This window comes from Paenibacillus sp. J31R109, assembly GCF_059692055.1.
The window spans coordinates 205,168-221,357 of sequence record NZ_JCAUAR010000007.1 but is presented as its reverse complement, the minus strand read 5'-3'; the positions used below and the strand labels follow the sequence as shown (position 1 = coordinate 221,357).

The following is a 16,190-nucleotide window of genomic DNA, read 5'->3' as shown; positions in this document are numbered from 1 at the left end:
TTATCACCTAGTCAAAGTATACAGCTTTACCTGTTTTCGCTGACTCATAAATAGCTTCTAGAATCTCAGATACTACACACGCTTGCTCAGGTGTAACAACTGGATCAGTATCATTCTCTATCGCTTGAATCCATAGCTTCATTTCTAAATCGGAAGCCTGCTCCGCTTTCCCATCGTAGAAGGCAACGCCGCCTGCTTTCAATTCCACTTCTGTCGTGAACAAACGACTATGTTTCTCTCCGTTAATGCGTAGGCCGCCTTTCATATCCGCGCCGCCTTCTGTTCCTGAGAGCGTACATTTCGCTTCATCCACTTCAAGCGTATTCAGCGCCCAGCTCGATTCAAGAATAATCGTTGCACCGTTTTTCATCGTAATCATACCAAATGCTGAATCTTCCACCGTGAACTTAGCTGGATCCCAAGGACCCCAAGCGTTCGCCGCGTTTTCACGCTGAGAAAGCTTGTGATAGGAAGTACCCAAAACAACGGCTGGCTCATAGTTATCCATCATCCACAACGTCAAATCTAGTGCATGCGTACCGATATCAATCAACGGGCCTCCGCCTTGTTTCTCTTCATCAAGGAACACGCCCCACGTTGGTACTGCGCGGCGACGAATCGCATGTGCCTTCGCGAAATAGATATCGCCAAGCTCGCCTTCGGAACAAAGCTTATGTAAATGTTGGCTATCACCGCGGAAGCGATTGTTATAACCAACAGTTAGCTTCTTGCCAGTACGATTCGCTGCTTCAACCATACGTCTCGCGTCAACCGCTGTTTTCGCCATAGGTTTCTCCGACATGACATGCTTACCAGCTTCCAAAGCAGCAATCGTGATGTCCGCATGGGAATCATTCGGCGTACATACATGAACGATGTCGATTGAACTATCCTTCAATACCTCACGATAGTCCTCATAGACACGCGCTTCTCCCTTACCATACTTATCAGCAGCTTCTTGCGCTTTCTCTACAACGATATCACAGAACGCTACCATTTCTACATTGTCCAATTTGCTTAAGCTAGGCATGTGCTTGCCATTGGCAATCCCTCCACACCCAATAATCGCGATCCGATACGTCGTTGACATGATGTTCCTCCTCTATATTGATCCTACAAAACAAATTTTATTACTGACAATACTCGTATGTATATTTTAATTATACCCCATACCTCGGTGAAAAAAATTCCCGATTTTGCGAATAATGTATGCGATTGTGTTATCCATATGTAGAGATTAGCTGCTCCTATCCAATCCACCTAAAGAGAAAAAAGCACGGTTGCCGCTTCCCCAGCATCCATGCTCCTTTACTTTTTAATCGTTGTCGCGATTAGTTTGTAACCGACTCCGCGTATCGAATCAATCTGAACCGATTGTTGATTCATTTCCAGCTTTTTGCGCAGGGAACTCACATGCACATCAACCGTTCGCTGACCACCGATATAGTCGAAGCCCCAAACGATATTCATGAGATCATCTCGGGTAACAACCACACCTGGGCGCTGAACCAAATACAGTAACACTTCAAATTCTTTAGGCCGTAAGGGAATGGACTCCCCATTAAGCACAACTTCATATTTTTCAGGATAAATACGAAGCTCGCCCGCCTGTATGACTTTCTCATTTGACTTGGCTATATCGGATGCGGCCTCATCCGATTGTGTACGTCGCAGAACAGCTGCCACACGTGCAAGTAATTCAGCTACCCCGAATGGCTTAGTGATATAATCATCTGCCCCATGCTTCAAGCCCTGTACAACCTCATCCTCGGCATTGCGTGCGGTTAGAATGATGACTGGTGTGCGATTACCTTTTTGTCTAAGCTTAGCCAATACCTCAAAACCGCTAAGTCCGGGCAGCATAATATCCAAAATGAGTAGATCATACGACTGCTGGAGTGCCTCCTGCAGACCGTCACCACCATGATCAATCACTTTCGTATCGTAGCCTTCCTGCGAGAGGTTATAGGATAATAACCGAGCCAACGTCGGCTCATCTTCAATTACTAGTATTTTTTGTGCCATGGGATCCCCCGCATTTACAGTTTATTAACATTGCACCTCTTGAGTGTACCATACATTTGTAAAGACATTGTAAACCCTTCGTCATCGGAGTGTAAATCCACAACTACCTATTTAATGGATAACAGGCAACTCAATGATAAATTTCGTCCCTACCCCTACTTCACTCTCAACACGAATGGTTCCTTTATGCATTTCCACAAGATGCTTAACGATGGATAACCCCAGTCCCGTCCCGCCTGAGCTTCGGGATCTCGCTTTATCTACCCGGTAGAATCGTTCGAAGATCCGCGGTAAATCCTTCTTCGGTATCCCCATCCCTGTATCCGATACAATAATTCGCAGTCGTTCGTAATCCCCATCTGCATTGGTTTCCAAAGGTTCTACACGAAGCTTGACTTTCCCGCCATCTTGCGTGTAGGCAATGCCATTAGACAGTAAATTAATGATGATTTGGCGCAACCGATCCTCGTCTGCTTCAATATACATATCATCCTCTACCGTCATGGTAAGCTCAATATGCTTCTTCTCTGCTTCTTTGCGCAGTACACTTAATGATCTCTCCAGAAATTCAGGCAAATAGACAGGAGAGAAATTCATAGGAATTCGCTTCGACTCTATCTTCGACAGCTCCAAAATATCACCAATTAGACGATTTAACCGCTCACTCTCATCGAAAATGATTTGCAGAAACGACACCGCCGTTTCCTTATCATTCAACGCGCCTGCCAGCAGCGTCTCCGCAAAGCCCTTTACTGCCGCAATCGGCGTCTTCAACTCATGGGAGACATTCGCTACGAACTCACTGCGCATGCGCTCCAATCTGCGTACCGCCGTGATATCGTGGAGCACGATAAGTACACCAGACCACTCTTCATCTTCATGCGCAATTGGGCTTAAATGAATATCCAGAATACGCTCTGCCGGATAATAAAACATCATCTCATCCGAAATCGGCTCCTGTAGCTCGATACATTCCTGAATCAACTTCGTGAAGTCATATTGTTGCTTCGCTTCATTATATTTCTTCCCAAGGAGCTCCTGTGAGGTGAATCCCAGAATCGCTTCAGCAGAAGGATTGAGCAGCATAATCCGCTCTTCGCGGTCAATCATCATGATACCGCTCATCATATTTTCCATGACACCTTGCAGCCTGCGTTCATTTTCTTGAATACGTGCCATTTGACCCTGCAAGCTCTCAGACATCCGATTAATCGCTTGGCCGAGCTGCCCGACCTCATCATTGCGATACGCGGGAACACGAGATTCATAATTCAAATTCGTAATTTGCTGCGCAACCTTCGTCATCCGCTCAATGGGGCGTGTAATCCCTTTGGCAATCCGATAGCTGACAATACCTGCAATAACAAAGAGGATCAATAATCCTGAAATAAGGAAATACCATAGACTGCGGATCGATTTATCTACTTGGGCTAAGCTTAACGATATTCGCAGATACCCGATTGTCACTTTGGCTTCATTTTTAACCGGAATCGCTGCGTACAGCATGTTCTCTTTCAGTGTATCACTATAACGTGTCACATAACCGACGCCAACCTTCGCTGCCGCGGCGATTTCAGGTCTTGTTAGATGGTTATCCATCTGCTCTGGGGGTTGGTCGGAGTCACCAAGCACTTTACCGTCAGCACGTACATACGTCAAGCGCTCCGTAGTTGCGTCTTTGAGTCGATGCGCTTGTGCAGAATAATACGAGTACAGCTCGGCTTCAGTCCCTTTATAATCCCAAACACCACTAGAAGCAATTACATGAAGCTCGCGCTCCATATTTTCTTGTAAAGATTTCACATGTGAACTCTCGAGAACTTTCGCCATGAATATACCGGCAACCAACATCGAGCATCCAATGAGTAAGATTAAAATCAGGGTTAGTTTTGCACGAAATTTGGTCATGGACGCGTAAACCTCCAACAGGGTGATGTGCCGATTATTCCAAACATAAAGAAAAAGGGCTACTCTAAATAGTAACCCTAATTTCTCTAGCTAATCCAGTATTTTTTTTGTAAATATGTTGAGAACGCGTCACGTACTAGCATTTATTTAAAAACAGGCTCTTTCAGCGCTGCCAATTTCTCTAAGGAATTCTTCTCCACGTCGGCATGCAAGCTGTTGCCATGAGAATCCATTGTCACGATAGCTGCGAAGCCTTCTGTCTCCAAATGCCACATCGCTTCTGGAATACCGAATTCTAGATAGTCAACGCCTTCCACTTTTTTGAAGCATTGTGCGTAGTACTGTGCAGCACCACCAATTGCATTCAAGTACACGCCGCCGTGATCCTTCAACGCTGCCAGTGTTTTCGGTCCCATACCGCCTTTACCGATAACTGCACGAATACCGAACTTCTTAATAATCTCACCTTGGTAAGGTTCCTCACGAATACTTGTTGTCGGTCCAGCCGCCTTCACGTGCCATTCGCCGGCATCATCCTTCGCCATAACCGGTCCACAGTGGTAAATCGCTGCACCATTCAAATCGATCGGCGCATCATGATCCATCAAATATTTATGAAGCGCATCGCGCCCTGTGTGCATCGTTCCGTTAATGACAACAACGTCGCCGACTTTCAAGCTGCGAATTTGCTCTTCTGAAATCGGAGTCGTAAGAACGATCTCGCGACGCTCTTCTTGCGGTGTATTTCTAGCTTCTTCGGCACTTGCTTCGAAAGCATCTTGGAAGGAAACCTCTTCGCCTCTAGGGTAAGACCAGCCGTTGATTTCACCCGTTTCTGCATTTAGAATCACGCCTTGACGACGGAACGCCCAGCAGTTATACGCTACTGATACGAAGAAGCTAGCTGGCAGACGGTTCATTACGCCAACTTTACAGCCAAGCAATGTTACTTGGCCGCCAAAGCCCATCGTACCAATTCCCAACGTATTCGCATGCTCCATCACGTACTCCTCAACCTTACGAAGATCTTCATGTGGATTCACATCGTCTACACGACGGAACAATTGATGCTTCGCCAGCTCATAGCCGCTTGTTCGATCTCCGCCGATTCCAACACCGATAAAACCAGCGCTGCAGCCTTGGCCTTGTGCTTGGTAGACTGCATGCATCACGCATTTGCGAATACCGTCAAGGTCACGACCAGCTTTGCCTACGCCTTCAAGATCAGCTGGCAAGCTGTATTGAATGTTTTTGTTCTCACAGCCGCCGCCTTTGAGAATGAGCTTCACTTCAACATCCTCGCGCTCCCATTGCTCAAAATGGATAACCGGTGTTCCAGGTCCGAGGTTATCCCCGCTATTAGCACCTGTCAGCGAATCTACGGAATTCGTACGAAGCTTACTTGCCTTCGTTGCATTCGCAACTGCCTCTAGGATATGTTTCTTCATTACAATTTGGTTTGCCCCAACTGGACAGTGTATAATAAACGTTGGCATGCCTGTATCCTGACAGATTGGAGAAACATTGGTTTCCGCCATATGAATGTTATCGGCAATGCGGGATAGTGATAACGCTGAGCGTGTACCCTTGTCCTCTCTTGCTTGAGCGGCTTGTACCGCAAGGCGAACATCACCTGGAAGATTCGTGGATGTTTCCACAATTAAATCATAAACGCTTTGATAAAAATGTTGCATAACACAGTCTAGCTCCTCTCAATTACCCGCATAATCTTAAAGAATATTAACTATTATATCATACCTCATAGGAACAGTTCGACGGTTCTGTGAGCAAAACAAGGAGATTCGCTGACATGTACAAAAGAATCGCAATTTCGATTCTCGTTAGTCTACTCGGGCTTACGCTCTTATTGACCCCCTTGCAGGCTGAAAAATCGGGGACCATTTACTATCAAGATCAAGTAGCCGTCCTTATGTATCATCATATCCATGACACCGATACCAGCTCAAGCACCATCACAAGTGCCCTATTTCAAGATCAACTCACCACCCTGCTCAGCAAAGGCTATCATTTTATTTCATTAAATGAGTTTAAAATGTACATGGCAGGCGCAACGGTTCCCTCGAACGCGGTGCTGGTTACTTTTGATGATGGATATCAAAGCTTTTATACAGGGGCTTATCCGATTCTCAAAAGCTTACGAATACCTGCCGTCAACTTCGTCATCACGAAGGACTTAGCGACACCCTTGGCCTCTTACATTCCGTCGATGTCTTATGATCAAATCAAGGAAATGACGCATGCGACGAATTTCATCGACGTCGGCTGCCATACGGATGACCTTCACCACAAGCTGCCGAGTGGTGAAGCTGCTTTGGTGGGCAAGCTCGATGGCGAGAATGACGCTGCCTACCAGCAGCGTGTGTTCACGGATGCCGGGGCCTGCCTCGGCAAGCTTGCACCACTCACCGAGGCGCCGCTCGACGCGATGGCGTATCCGTACGGCATCACGTCGCCAGCGGCGACGGAACAAGTGGCGAAGGCGGGCATCCGCTACGCCTTTACAATCTCACCCGAGATGGCGACGCGCAGCGCCGATCACATGTTGATCCCGCGGATCAACGCGGGCAGCCCGAACATCACGCCGGAGCTGCTGCACCGTTCGATCCAGCGCCGGGTCGAGGCGCAGCAAGGCAGCGCGCCGCTGCGCTTGGACGCGGCCGCTGCCGTGGCGCAGCTCGGCGGCAGCGCCACAGCTGAAGGCGGAGAGCTTCGCCTCCGCCTGGGGCAACAGGCATTCACCTTGCAGGTGAATGCGAAGACCGCGACGCGCGGCGACGGCGCCCGCGTCCGATTAAGGCAGCCCGTGCTGCGCGAGCACGGGCAGGTCACGGTTGCGCTTGACGATCTGCAAGCGCTGATCGGGCAGTCGCTCGTCTACACCCCGGCCACCGGCAAGGTGGCGGTGCGGGTGGCGCCGAGCGTGAAATAAGCAAGCTGAGTGCTATTGCTTCCATGACATAGAGATGAACCTCGGTCGCAAAATAGCGTTATAAAAACATCTTATTTGTTAATTTAGAAGAGAATACGGGAGAATACCGTTATAAAATAACGTTATTTCACTCTAAATGGGAAAAATTCACTCCATTTGGTCGAAATAGCGTTATTCCGTAATGCTATTTTTTCGCAGAACATGCCTATGCAGCAAATAACGTTATGGCACACCTTTATTTGAAATCGCATGTGACCGTACTATTGTAAGGAGAGATAAATTTCCTCGTAAATTCGATTTAACTGTAAAAAGATGGCATGAAAGGCACATCATACGCGCCTCCACGCCATCTTTTATTTTTTAGCTCACCTATTATCTACAACTGTTGTACCTGCATGGCCATTTTCCCCGCTTTTATCCTTCATTTACTTAATCCCTAGTTGCTGCGCTTTCGCATTCACTTCTTCGATGACTTTATCCAGACCTTTCCCTTTATAAGCGTCAATTTCCTTCGTGAACATTTGCTCCACATCATCTTTACTAGCCATGATTTTGATCAGTAAATCTGAATTAATGACCGTAAATTTATCTTTGGCCGGTGTAGACACTAGCGTTAACTCAGGTGAGAAATCCGGAATTTTTGTTTTGGTTTTCACGAATTGCATGTAACTGATTGCATCCTTCTGCAGATCCTTGTTAACCCAGCTTTGATCGTTAGGATCGTCTACGGTATAAGGAGTTTCCCACGTTGCTAACGTATTGAACACTAGCGTACTTGGATACTTCTCGCCAATGACGACTTTTGGATCGATCGGAGTGATTTTGGCACCATCAAGTTTATAATCGACATTTTCAAATCCATAGCTAACTAGACGTTTGCCTTCATCGCTCAACAGATAATCATATAGATCCAAGATGCGCGTCAATTTTTTGTCATTGATCTTTGCATTAAAATAACTTTCCGACCAGTATGTTTTAAATACAGGATGATATTTGTTGCCATCCAGACTTGTCAGTGGTTTCAATGATTTAACAGCGTCCGTGAATTTTTTGTCCGGATATACTTTGTTAAATCTGTCTTTCTCTATTTTTTTGTAGCCATTGATATAACCACCGCTGACAACAATGGATGCGGCTTTTCCAGAAGCAAACTTCTCGTAATGCTGTTCACCTTTTAACAATGGTAAATCTTTATCAATAATGCCTGCTGCGAACCAGTCACGTGCTAATTTCAATGTAGGTATGGAAGTTTTACTAAAGACGGCTGGAATGAATTTCCCATCTTCCTTGATCCATTTGGAATCAGCCCCACTGCCATCTGAGGAAGCTAGAGGGTTACTGTACGTCCATAATACATCTGGTGCTGTTTTTGGAAGTCCCGTGAGTCCAACAGGCTTTTTCCCTTCTGGATTCGAGGCTACAATTTTAACCATCATATCTTTGTACTCGTCAAACGTTTCTGGCTCCTTCGTTACGCCTGCCGCCTGTGCCCAATCCCAACGGTAGAAGATAATACGATCGTTCGCATTATAATTCAAAGAAGAATAAGTACGTCGAGGGATGCCATAAAATTGCCCATTAATCTTCGTTGCTTGAATATCTTTCACGTCTAAGTACTTAGATAAATTCGGATAACCGGAAAGATCCTTCGGAATTGCCTTTACAATACCTTGGTTAACCCAGTTATAAAAAGTCGGCGTTCCGATTGCATCAATGGAGAAAATGTCTGGCAAGGAATCGGAAGCCGCCAAGAGATTGATTTTTTGTGCATAATCATCCCATGTGATGCCTACCGGCTTAAACGTTATGTTAAATTTCTTAGAAAGGAATTGATAGAGGGCATCATCTTTCGACTTCGCTAATCCTGACTCGACATCCCATATCGCAACGGAAAGTTCGATGGCATCCTTATACTTGTTTTCTTCCGTCTTTGGTGTAGTCGTACTGGTGGTACTGGTACTGGCTGTAGGCGCCACAGTAGCCGAGCTTGGTTCCGTGTTGGTTTTACTGCAGGCCACCAATGAGGTTGTTAACAGCAGCGTACTCATTAAGAAAAGTGAACTCTTTTTCAACATTTTCATAAGAAAACCTCCCTATTTTTTATATAGATGAGAAAGGCAATTTGTTGCCCTTTTCTTTCAAACACCTACGTTTGGCCTCTTACTCTTTTAACGACCCCACCATAATGCCACTTGCAAAATGCTTTTGAAGAAACGGGTAAATAAGTAAGATCGGAAGACTTGTGACTACAATCGAGGCCATTTGTACACCTTGTACATAGATGCTTTTACTGTCCCTGATGGCTGCCCCAATCGACCCAATATCCGTATTGAAATTAATAAGCAGCTCTCGAAGCAAAATTTGTAAAGGTGCCTTAGAAGGTGAGTGAATAAATAATAAGGAGTTATACCATTCGTTCCATCGTTCTACGGAATAAAACAAGGCAAATGTAGCGATGAATGGCGCAGAAATCGGGATGATAATTTTGATCAAAATATAGATATCATTGGCGCCGTCGATCTTAGCCGACTCTTCTAAGCTTTCAGGCAGCGAATTGAAATAGTTTTTCATAATGATGAGATAGAATGTATTGATTCCTACAGGTAAAATCATGGAAAAGAGACTATCAATTAAGCCTAAATTTTTAACGAGTAAATACCAGGGGATCAAACCGCCGTTAAAAAACATCGTGAATATGATCAAGGATAAGAACAAATTACGACCAGGCAGCTGTTTTTTGGATAGCGCATAGGCACCGGTTACCGATAGGAACATATTTATGGAAACACCAACTACCGTAATAAATATGGTTACGCCTAGTGAGCTAAAGAATTGTTCTTGCGTTAAGATTGTTTTGTAGTTCGTTAATACGAATGAGGTGGGAAAGAGATAAACCTTCTTACTTGTAATTGCGTCAAAAGAGGCGAAGGAAGAAATCAGAACCGTATAGAAAGGAAATAACGATAGGATTCCAAAAAATCCTAATATGACATGGGGAATAAAGCTTAACCCCGAACGTTTTCTGCCTAAACTTGGTGATGAGCTCATGCTTACTCCCCCTTTCTAAAACAGACCCTGTTCTCCAAATTTTTTCACGACATAATTGGCAAACAACAGTAGAAACATACTTGCCACAGACTTGATAAAGCCAGCAGCAGCTAATAACCCAAAATTGCTTCCAACTGACATGGTTGTCCTCAAAATGTAGGTGTCCACCGTATCCCCAACGATATAAACGGGAGCACTGTACAGGTTGTAGATTTGATCAAAACTAACATTCATCATAAGCCCAACTGTAAGTATGAACAGGATGGCTACCGTAGATTTAATACCAGGCCAAGAAACATGAAGTACTTTCTGTAAGCCATTCGCGCCATCCATATCCGCTGCTTCATACAATTCAGGATTAATACCTGCAAGAGCCGCTAAATAAATAATGGAGTCCCACCCAATTTCTTTCCAAATATGCGTGATGTAAATGAGTGGGCGAAATAACGCAGGGTCCGTCAATATGGACATCGATTCAAATCCGAACAACCCCATAATTTGATTAAAAACACCTTGTGAACCTAAAATGTTGGTAATAATTCCACCTAATACGACCCATGAAATAAAATGCGGAAATGTAAAGATCGTCTGGTATATCTTTTTAAGTTTCTGCCTAGCAATTTGGTTAATGAGAAGGGCTAGAAGGATTGGCACTGGAAAATGAAATATGAGTTTGCCGAAGCTAATGATGATGGTATTCATTAAAGAGTTTACATACTGACTATCATTCAGAATATCTGTAAAGTTTTGAATTCCGATCCATGGGCTGCCTGTAATCCCTTTGCTAAAGTCGTAGGTTTTGAACGCTAAGGTCAAACCGTACATTGGAATATAGCAAAATATTACATACCATGTAATAATGGGTAATAACATGAGATAAAAATACTTATGGTAGGTGATTCTATCCCATAAGTTGGATCGTTTACGAACCTGTCTATGCTCGACTAAGTTCGTTGTTGTTTCCATAGGAACCCTCCTCACGATGTGAACGATGTCTTAACTAAATATTAATATAATCTGCGATACGCCCATATAGACGATTCCCAGCATCTATATCGACGCTTTAAGCGGAAAGGCATGGCCTGTTTCTTCATCGTAGATTATTACATAGCCAATCATGAAATCGTTCATATCGCACAGTGAGGACTAATCTGCCCTTGTTTTTTTTCTATACTCCGATGGCGTGATGCCCGTTATCCGCTTAAATATTTTGGTAAAATAAAAATAATCGTTAAACCCTGACTTCTCACTCACCTGTTGAATGGTTAACGTTGAGCTGTTTAATAAGCCCCCCGCATAATCAATCCGCAGCTTACTGATATACTCCGTGAAATTAACGCCCATTTCCTTTTTGAAAATATGACTAACATAGTTCGGTGTTACGAAAAATAGTTTGGAAATCTGACTCAAATTGATGTCATTATAGAAATTTTCTTTGACATATTTCACAATATGCCTAACTGTCTCGTGCTCAATCTCTACATCAGATACCTTGGCTAAGGAGATCACTTGTTGAATGATTTGCCGTCTAAGCTCTGCCAACATGACATGTACATTCATATAAATGGAAGATAGCTGTTCGAAATGATCAATCTCCACGTCGACATGCATAGCTAGTCTATCGCTCGCGTAATACATAATTTGATAATAGACAAAATAAGCATCTTTAATCGTATACGCTCCCGATTCGAAGCATTGCGAGAGTTCATGAAAGGAGGCATCAATGAACTTCAGATCATTCTTTTCCATCGCGGTTGCTACATGACCTAAATAACTCTTAAGATCCGTAGAGGCAGCACTGACACAATAACAATCCTTCTTTCCGGTCACAAAAAAATGAAATGCTGAGATATTAGCCGCATGTATGGCTTCTTTAATCTCGTGTAGCTTCATGTGCGTCGCATAGCCTACACTAACATTCGGGACCGATTTCACTTTTTCCATAAACGACATAAAATCCGATTGATTCATAAGACAGACCCGTTTACTTGGTCCTGTTTTCAGACTGCAATACGGGATCTTACTTTCGCTTGGCATGAGGAAATTCCCGATCACTTGAATGACAGCCAATTCATTTTTATCACAATCAACGCCTTCAGCCCGTAATAATTCCATTACTTTGCCATGATCCGGCACACTTTGTCCTAGAATTAAATCGATTAATTCCAAATGATCACTTTTACTTTTTGATTCGATATGTAACCTAGCTTTCTTTAAGTAATCTTTAATCTCATTTTCTTCAAAAGGCTTCAAACAGTAGCCAATCGCCCCGTATTGCAGCGCTTTCTGTGCATAAACGAACTCCGCATGACCGCTGGCTACAACAAACTGGATGGGTAACTCTTTGCTTACGACTCTTTTTATTAATTCGAGCCCACTCATACCAGGCATTTTGATATCCGTTATCACGAGATGTGGTTGATGGGTGTCAATGAATGCAAGAGCTTCGTCAGCGCTGTGCACTTCTCCAATCACTTGAAAGCCATATTCCTCCCAATCAATACTATGTTTTAAGCTCTGTACAACCCACTCTTCATCATCTACCAATAAAATTTTATACATCCTCATTCTCCTTTAGCGGCAAATGAAAAATCACTTCTGTCCCTAGGTTCTCTTGACTTTGGAAACTCAACCCATACTCATCTCCACAGATGAATTGGATTCGATTATTGACGTTTTTCAAGCCTAGATGGAGATCGAACGGGTCTTTGCCTTCCGCATTCTTAAGTAACGCCCCGCTCATTTCCTCAGGCATTCCGTTCCCATTATCTTTCACAGAGATAACTAATTTGTTATAGGAGTCAATTTCCGCCATAATCCTCAGATGACCCTTTTTCGATAAGGGCTCTAAGCCATGTATAATCGCATTCTCAACAATCGGTTGAAGAATCATTTTAGGAACTTTGCAAGTTAATACCCGGGGGTTAATGTCCATCTGAATGTCGAACCGATCTTTGAACCGCGTCTTTTGAATGCGCAAATAAGCGCTAATCGTATCCAACTCTTCTTGGAGCGAGACTTCTTCTGTTCCTTTAATACTGTATCGAAATATCCGGCTCAAATCTTGGACCATGTCTTTAATCTCATGAACCCCTCTTATCATCGCAATTCCTTTTATCGTTTCGAAGGTGTTGTACAGAAAATGAGGATTAATCTGACTTTGCAAGAACGCAAGTTCAGCTTTCTTTTTCTCGAGTTCCACGCGATACAGCTGGATATTAGCTTCAATGAGATTACGTGTGAGGGAATCGATTTCGTTGAACATTGTATTCAATTTGGAAGACAGAATGGTCATTTCAAAGTAGCCTTCAAGTTTGATCTCCTGCTTGAAAATGACCGTTTGTTTGGTTCGAATACCTAGAATGAAATTCGTAATTTGGCGAATGGGTTTAATCAAATTATTCATAATGAGGATGAATGGCACGGAAAGAATGAAAATAGCTGTGAGCAGCAAGTAAATGACATTTAATCTTAATTTTCTAATCTCGCTATATAACGCTTTTTCGGGAATAGCACTAATGATAGTGCCGCCAATTTCGGGCAACTTCTCGGTTTGAACAATTTGGCGAACGCCATTCAAAGTAAGGATCGCCGATTGTCCATTTAAAGCTTCAGCCGCTGTCAAGAAATCGGAATTGCCCCCAATAGAGGCTGTATCGTTGGAGGTAAACACCTGATGATCGCGATCTAGTAAGTAGAACTTCATCTCTTCCTTGCCGATCTTGGGGAACGAAAGCGCGGTAATTTCCTTGGCATCAATGACGAGATAACAATAGCCAATCTGTTTGCCTGTATGTGCAGCATCGTACGTGGCGAAGGTGGATAGTCCTGCTATGAAAAACTTGGTTCCCTTGATATTGGAACCGAAATTCACTTCTTTCAAACCTGAAATAAAGGGAGAACTACTGAAAAGCTGTTGATACTTCGTGACATATTCATTTCCGCCGAAGGTGCTATAGAACGATCCTGAATTTCCAACGACAATGACGTCTACAATACCTTCCTTCATTAATCTGGCATTGTTCAGTACACTGCTAATTTTCTTAGAGAGCTCGTACCTATTTCCATAATCGGTTTCAAGCATGAATTCCTGCATGTCGGGGTTATAAGCAATATTCATCAGTAATTTATCAATACTATTGCGGTAGGAAGCCACATCTTGCTGCAATTGAGAAATCATGTTCACCGTATACTCGGTATTCTTTTGTTTAATAATCTCTTTGTTTTGCGTATAAAAGACGGAAAAAATCAAGATTAACAACACAAATGTGATGGATGCGAGGAAAATCAGTTGATTTCTGATTGTCACTTTACTGAACCAATGCATGGCGACCTCAATCCCTTTCTACAAACCTCTCCGCTATATTTAAAAGAATATTCTGAATTCATAAAATTCTACATTACATTCTACTTTCATTCATAAATCCCTTTATCTATTCGCATGCGAGCTCCAAGAAAAAAAGCCAGACCAAACACGAAGGTGTTGTGTTAGTCTGGCACTCTGCTATTCATGTTCTTCCTGTAATAAAAATGAATAATGGCGTTGCCGATTCACCTAGCACATCATGATTTACCTACAGTTTCTTGCGGAGCTCGCTGACAGACACTCTTCTGGCACCCGAGTTAGTCTTTACTTCCGCTGGTTGTATCGTTGGTGCGGCTTCTCCCGCTTCTTGCATGCGACGAATCAAGCGCGTGCGTAAATCCGAGGCAACGTTATCAAAGGAAACGACCCCGATCAGATTGTTTAACTCATGGGGATCAGATTGCAGATCATAGAGAAATTCTTCGACATACGTATCTGCCCCTGCATCGTGATAAGGATTCAGATTCAGCGCACTTATGCTGTATTTCCAGCGGTGTGTACGAATAGCTCGTCCAACTTGTGACTCGCTAATTTGTACAAGTATTTCCTCTGGCCAATCCTCTCTTTCACCACGCAGCAGCGGAAGAATAGAGCGGCCCTGCATGGAAGCTGGAACCGGAATACCTGCTGCATCCAGTAGCGTTGGTGGAAGATCCACTAAGGAGATCATCTCTTGCAAACGCCCGCCAGATTTGAAACAGCCACCCGTGAATGCGGTTGGCACCCGAATGGAGCTATCATGACAGGAGCGCTTGTACTCATTGTTTCTCGTCTTAAAGTGGCAGCCATGGTCGGAAGTGAACATGATAATCGTATCTTCTTCCAAGTCCAGGCTAATTAAACAATCGAACAAACGTCCTAGAGCCTCATCTAAGCGTTTAACCATCCCGTAATAACCGCCAAGATGAGCATGTGCTGTACCACCCAACGTTGCAAGATCCCCAGGGATGAATTGGCTGCCACTGTATCGGCCTTCGTATCCGCGCGGAGCTGGATAGTTATCCGAATGATTCTGATGATGCGGCTCGAGATAGGATAGGAATAAGAAAAATGGATTCTCTTTATGTTGATCGATGTATCGGATCGCTGCATCCGTCTGAGCGTCCACCCGATAACCTGGAAGCTTCACCGGCTTATTCTCATTGTCATACATGACCGTATCGTACGCATCGGAAGAGTATTCAAGAACATTGGAGCCTAGCCAATATTGATAACCGCCTCGTTGATCCTGCGGCACCGGCTCTTGGCCAGCTAAGTGCCACTTACCGATATATCCGGTATGATAGCCAGCGTCATTAAAGTAATGGGCCAACGTTTGCTCCTCTTGCTGGAGCGGAATGCCATTCACGTAGCAGCCTGTTTCTGTCGCATATTTTCCTGTCTGCAGGGATGATCTAGCAGGTCCGCATACGGGTTGGCACGTGAACGAATTATAAACATGCGTTCCCTCCATCGCCATGCGGTCGAAGTTAGGCGTCAGTTCAAGGGGATTACCATGAACACCCGTTGTATCAAAGCGCTGTTGATCCGTAAAAAATACAATCACATTTGGTTTTTTCGTTGTTTTCATAGGAAGCACCTCACGATTCCGTTTTTGTAAACCCTTACATATATTCCCATTATTATGTTGTTATCATTTTTTAGGATGAAGGACTCCGTTGCCCCTTCACCCCTTGGTCGGTATACATACCTCTTTACAAGTACCAATCTGATAGCGTTCACCGCTCGGCAATATTCTGAACGCAGTTTTGAATAGGGTAGCTGAGCAATACTCAGGTCGAACGGAATCACACTGTACGCAGTAATAATAGCCAACTACTTTCATCACGAAACCCCTGTCACTTTCTATATCATTTATATACACTTAGACCCCCATCAGGGATTTACGTTATC

Annotated in this window: 11 protein-coding genes; 1 reads left to right on the top strand and 10 read right to left on the bottom strand. The window is 43.9% G+C overall.

Going from position 1 to position 16,190, the window contains the following annotated elements; translation table 11 throughout:
• Positions 1–7 precede the first annotated feature (7 nt).
• The 4 genes from AC58QT_RS19600 to AC58QT_RS19585 all read right to left on the bottom strand — a co-directional run bounded on the left by AC58QT_RS19600 (position 8) and on the right by AC58QT_RS19585 (position 5,627).
• Positions 8–1,090 (bottom strand): Gfo/Idh/MocA family protein, encoded by a 1,083-nt coding sequence (locus AC58QT_RS19600; RefSeq protein ID WP_497410470.1) that lies wholly within the window; start codon positions 1,088–1,090, stop codon positions 8–10.
• 218 nt (positions 1,091–1,308) lie between these two features.
• Positions 1,309–2,025, bottom strand: coding sequence for a response regulator transcription factor (locus AC58QT_RS19595; protein ID WP_497410469.1), 717 nt, complete (start codon positions 2,023–2,025; stop codon positions 1,309–1,311).
• Positions 2,026–2,136: 111 nt separating this feature from the next.
• On the bottom strand, positions 2,137–3,933 hold the full coding sequence (gene pnpS / locus AC58QT_RS19590; protein ID WP_497410468.1) for a two-component system histidine kinase PnpS: 1,797 nt from the start codon (positions 3,931–3,933) through the stop codon (positions 2,137–2,139).
• 143 nt (positions 3,934–4,076) lie between these two features.
• Positions 4,077–5,627 carry a fumarate hydratase gene (locus tag AC58QT_RS19585; RefSeq protein ID WP_310500395.1) on the bottom strand — a complete coding sequence of 517 codons (1,551 nt, stop codon included), beginning with the start codon at positions 5,625–5,627 and terminating at the stop codon, positions 4,077–4,079.
• 116 nt (positions 5,628–5,743) lie between these two features.
• Here AC58QT_RS19585 and AC58QT_RS19580 point away from each other — a divergent pair, with 116 nt between their 5' ends.
• On the top strand, positions 5,744–6,883 hold the full coding sequence (locus tag AC58QT_RS19580; protein WP_497410467.1) for a polysaccharide deacetylase family protein: 1,140 nt from the start codon (positions 5,744–5,746) through the stop codon (positions 6,881–6,883).
• Positions 6,884–7,308: 425 nt separating this feature from the next.
• On the opposite strand, the gene AC58QT_RS19575 is transcribed toward AC58QT_RS19580, so the two are convergent.
• The 6 genes from AC58QT_RS19575 to AC58QT_RS19550 form a co-directional block, all read right to left on the bottom strand.
• Positions 7,309–8,964, bottom strand: a complete 1,656-nt coding sequence (locus AC58QT_RS19575; RefSeq protein WP_497410466.1) for an extracellular solute-binding protein — start codon at positions 8,962–8,964, stop codon at positions 7,309–7,311.
• 79 nt (positions 8,965–9,043) lie between these two features.
• Entirely contained in the window at positions 9,044–9,931 is an 888-nt protein-coding gene (locus AC58QT_RS19570) for a carbohydrate ABC transporter permease (RefSeq protein WP_497410465.1), read from the bottom strand.
• A gap of 15 nt (positions 9,932–9,946) precedes the next feature.
• On the bottom strand, positions 9,947–10,897 hold the full coding sequence (locus AC58QT_RS19565; RefSeq protein WP_497410464.1) for an ABC transporter permease: 951 nt from the start codon (positions 10,895–10,897) through the stop codon (positions 9,947–9,949).
• A 180-nt stretch (positions 10,898–11,077) separates the two neighbouring features.
• Positions 11,078–12,493, bottom strand: a complete 1,416-nt coding sequence (locus AC58QT_RS19560) for a response regulator transcription factor (RefSeq protein WP_497410463.1) — start codon at positions 12,491–12,493, stop codon at positions 11,078–11,080.
• Positions 12,486–14,258 (bottom strand): cache domain-containing sensor histidine kinase, encoded by a 1,773-nt coding sequence (locus AC58QT_RS19555; RefSeq protein WP_497410462.1) that lies wholly within the window; start codon positions 14,256–14,258, stop codon positions 12,486–12,488. Before AC58QT_RS19555 ends, AC58QT_RS19560 begins: the two co-directional genes overlap by 8 nt.
• Before the next feature lie 247 nt (positions 14,259–14,505).
• Positions 14,506–15,867 (bottom strand): sulfatase family protein, encoded by a 1,362-nt coding sequence (locus tag AC58QT_RS19550; protein WP_497410461.1) that lies wholly within the window; start codon positions 15,865–15,867, stop codon positions 14,506–14,508.
• Positions 15,868–16,190 lie beyond the last annotated feature (323 nt).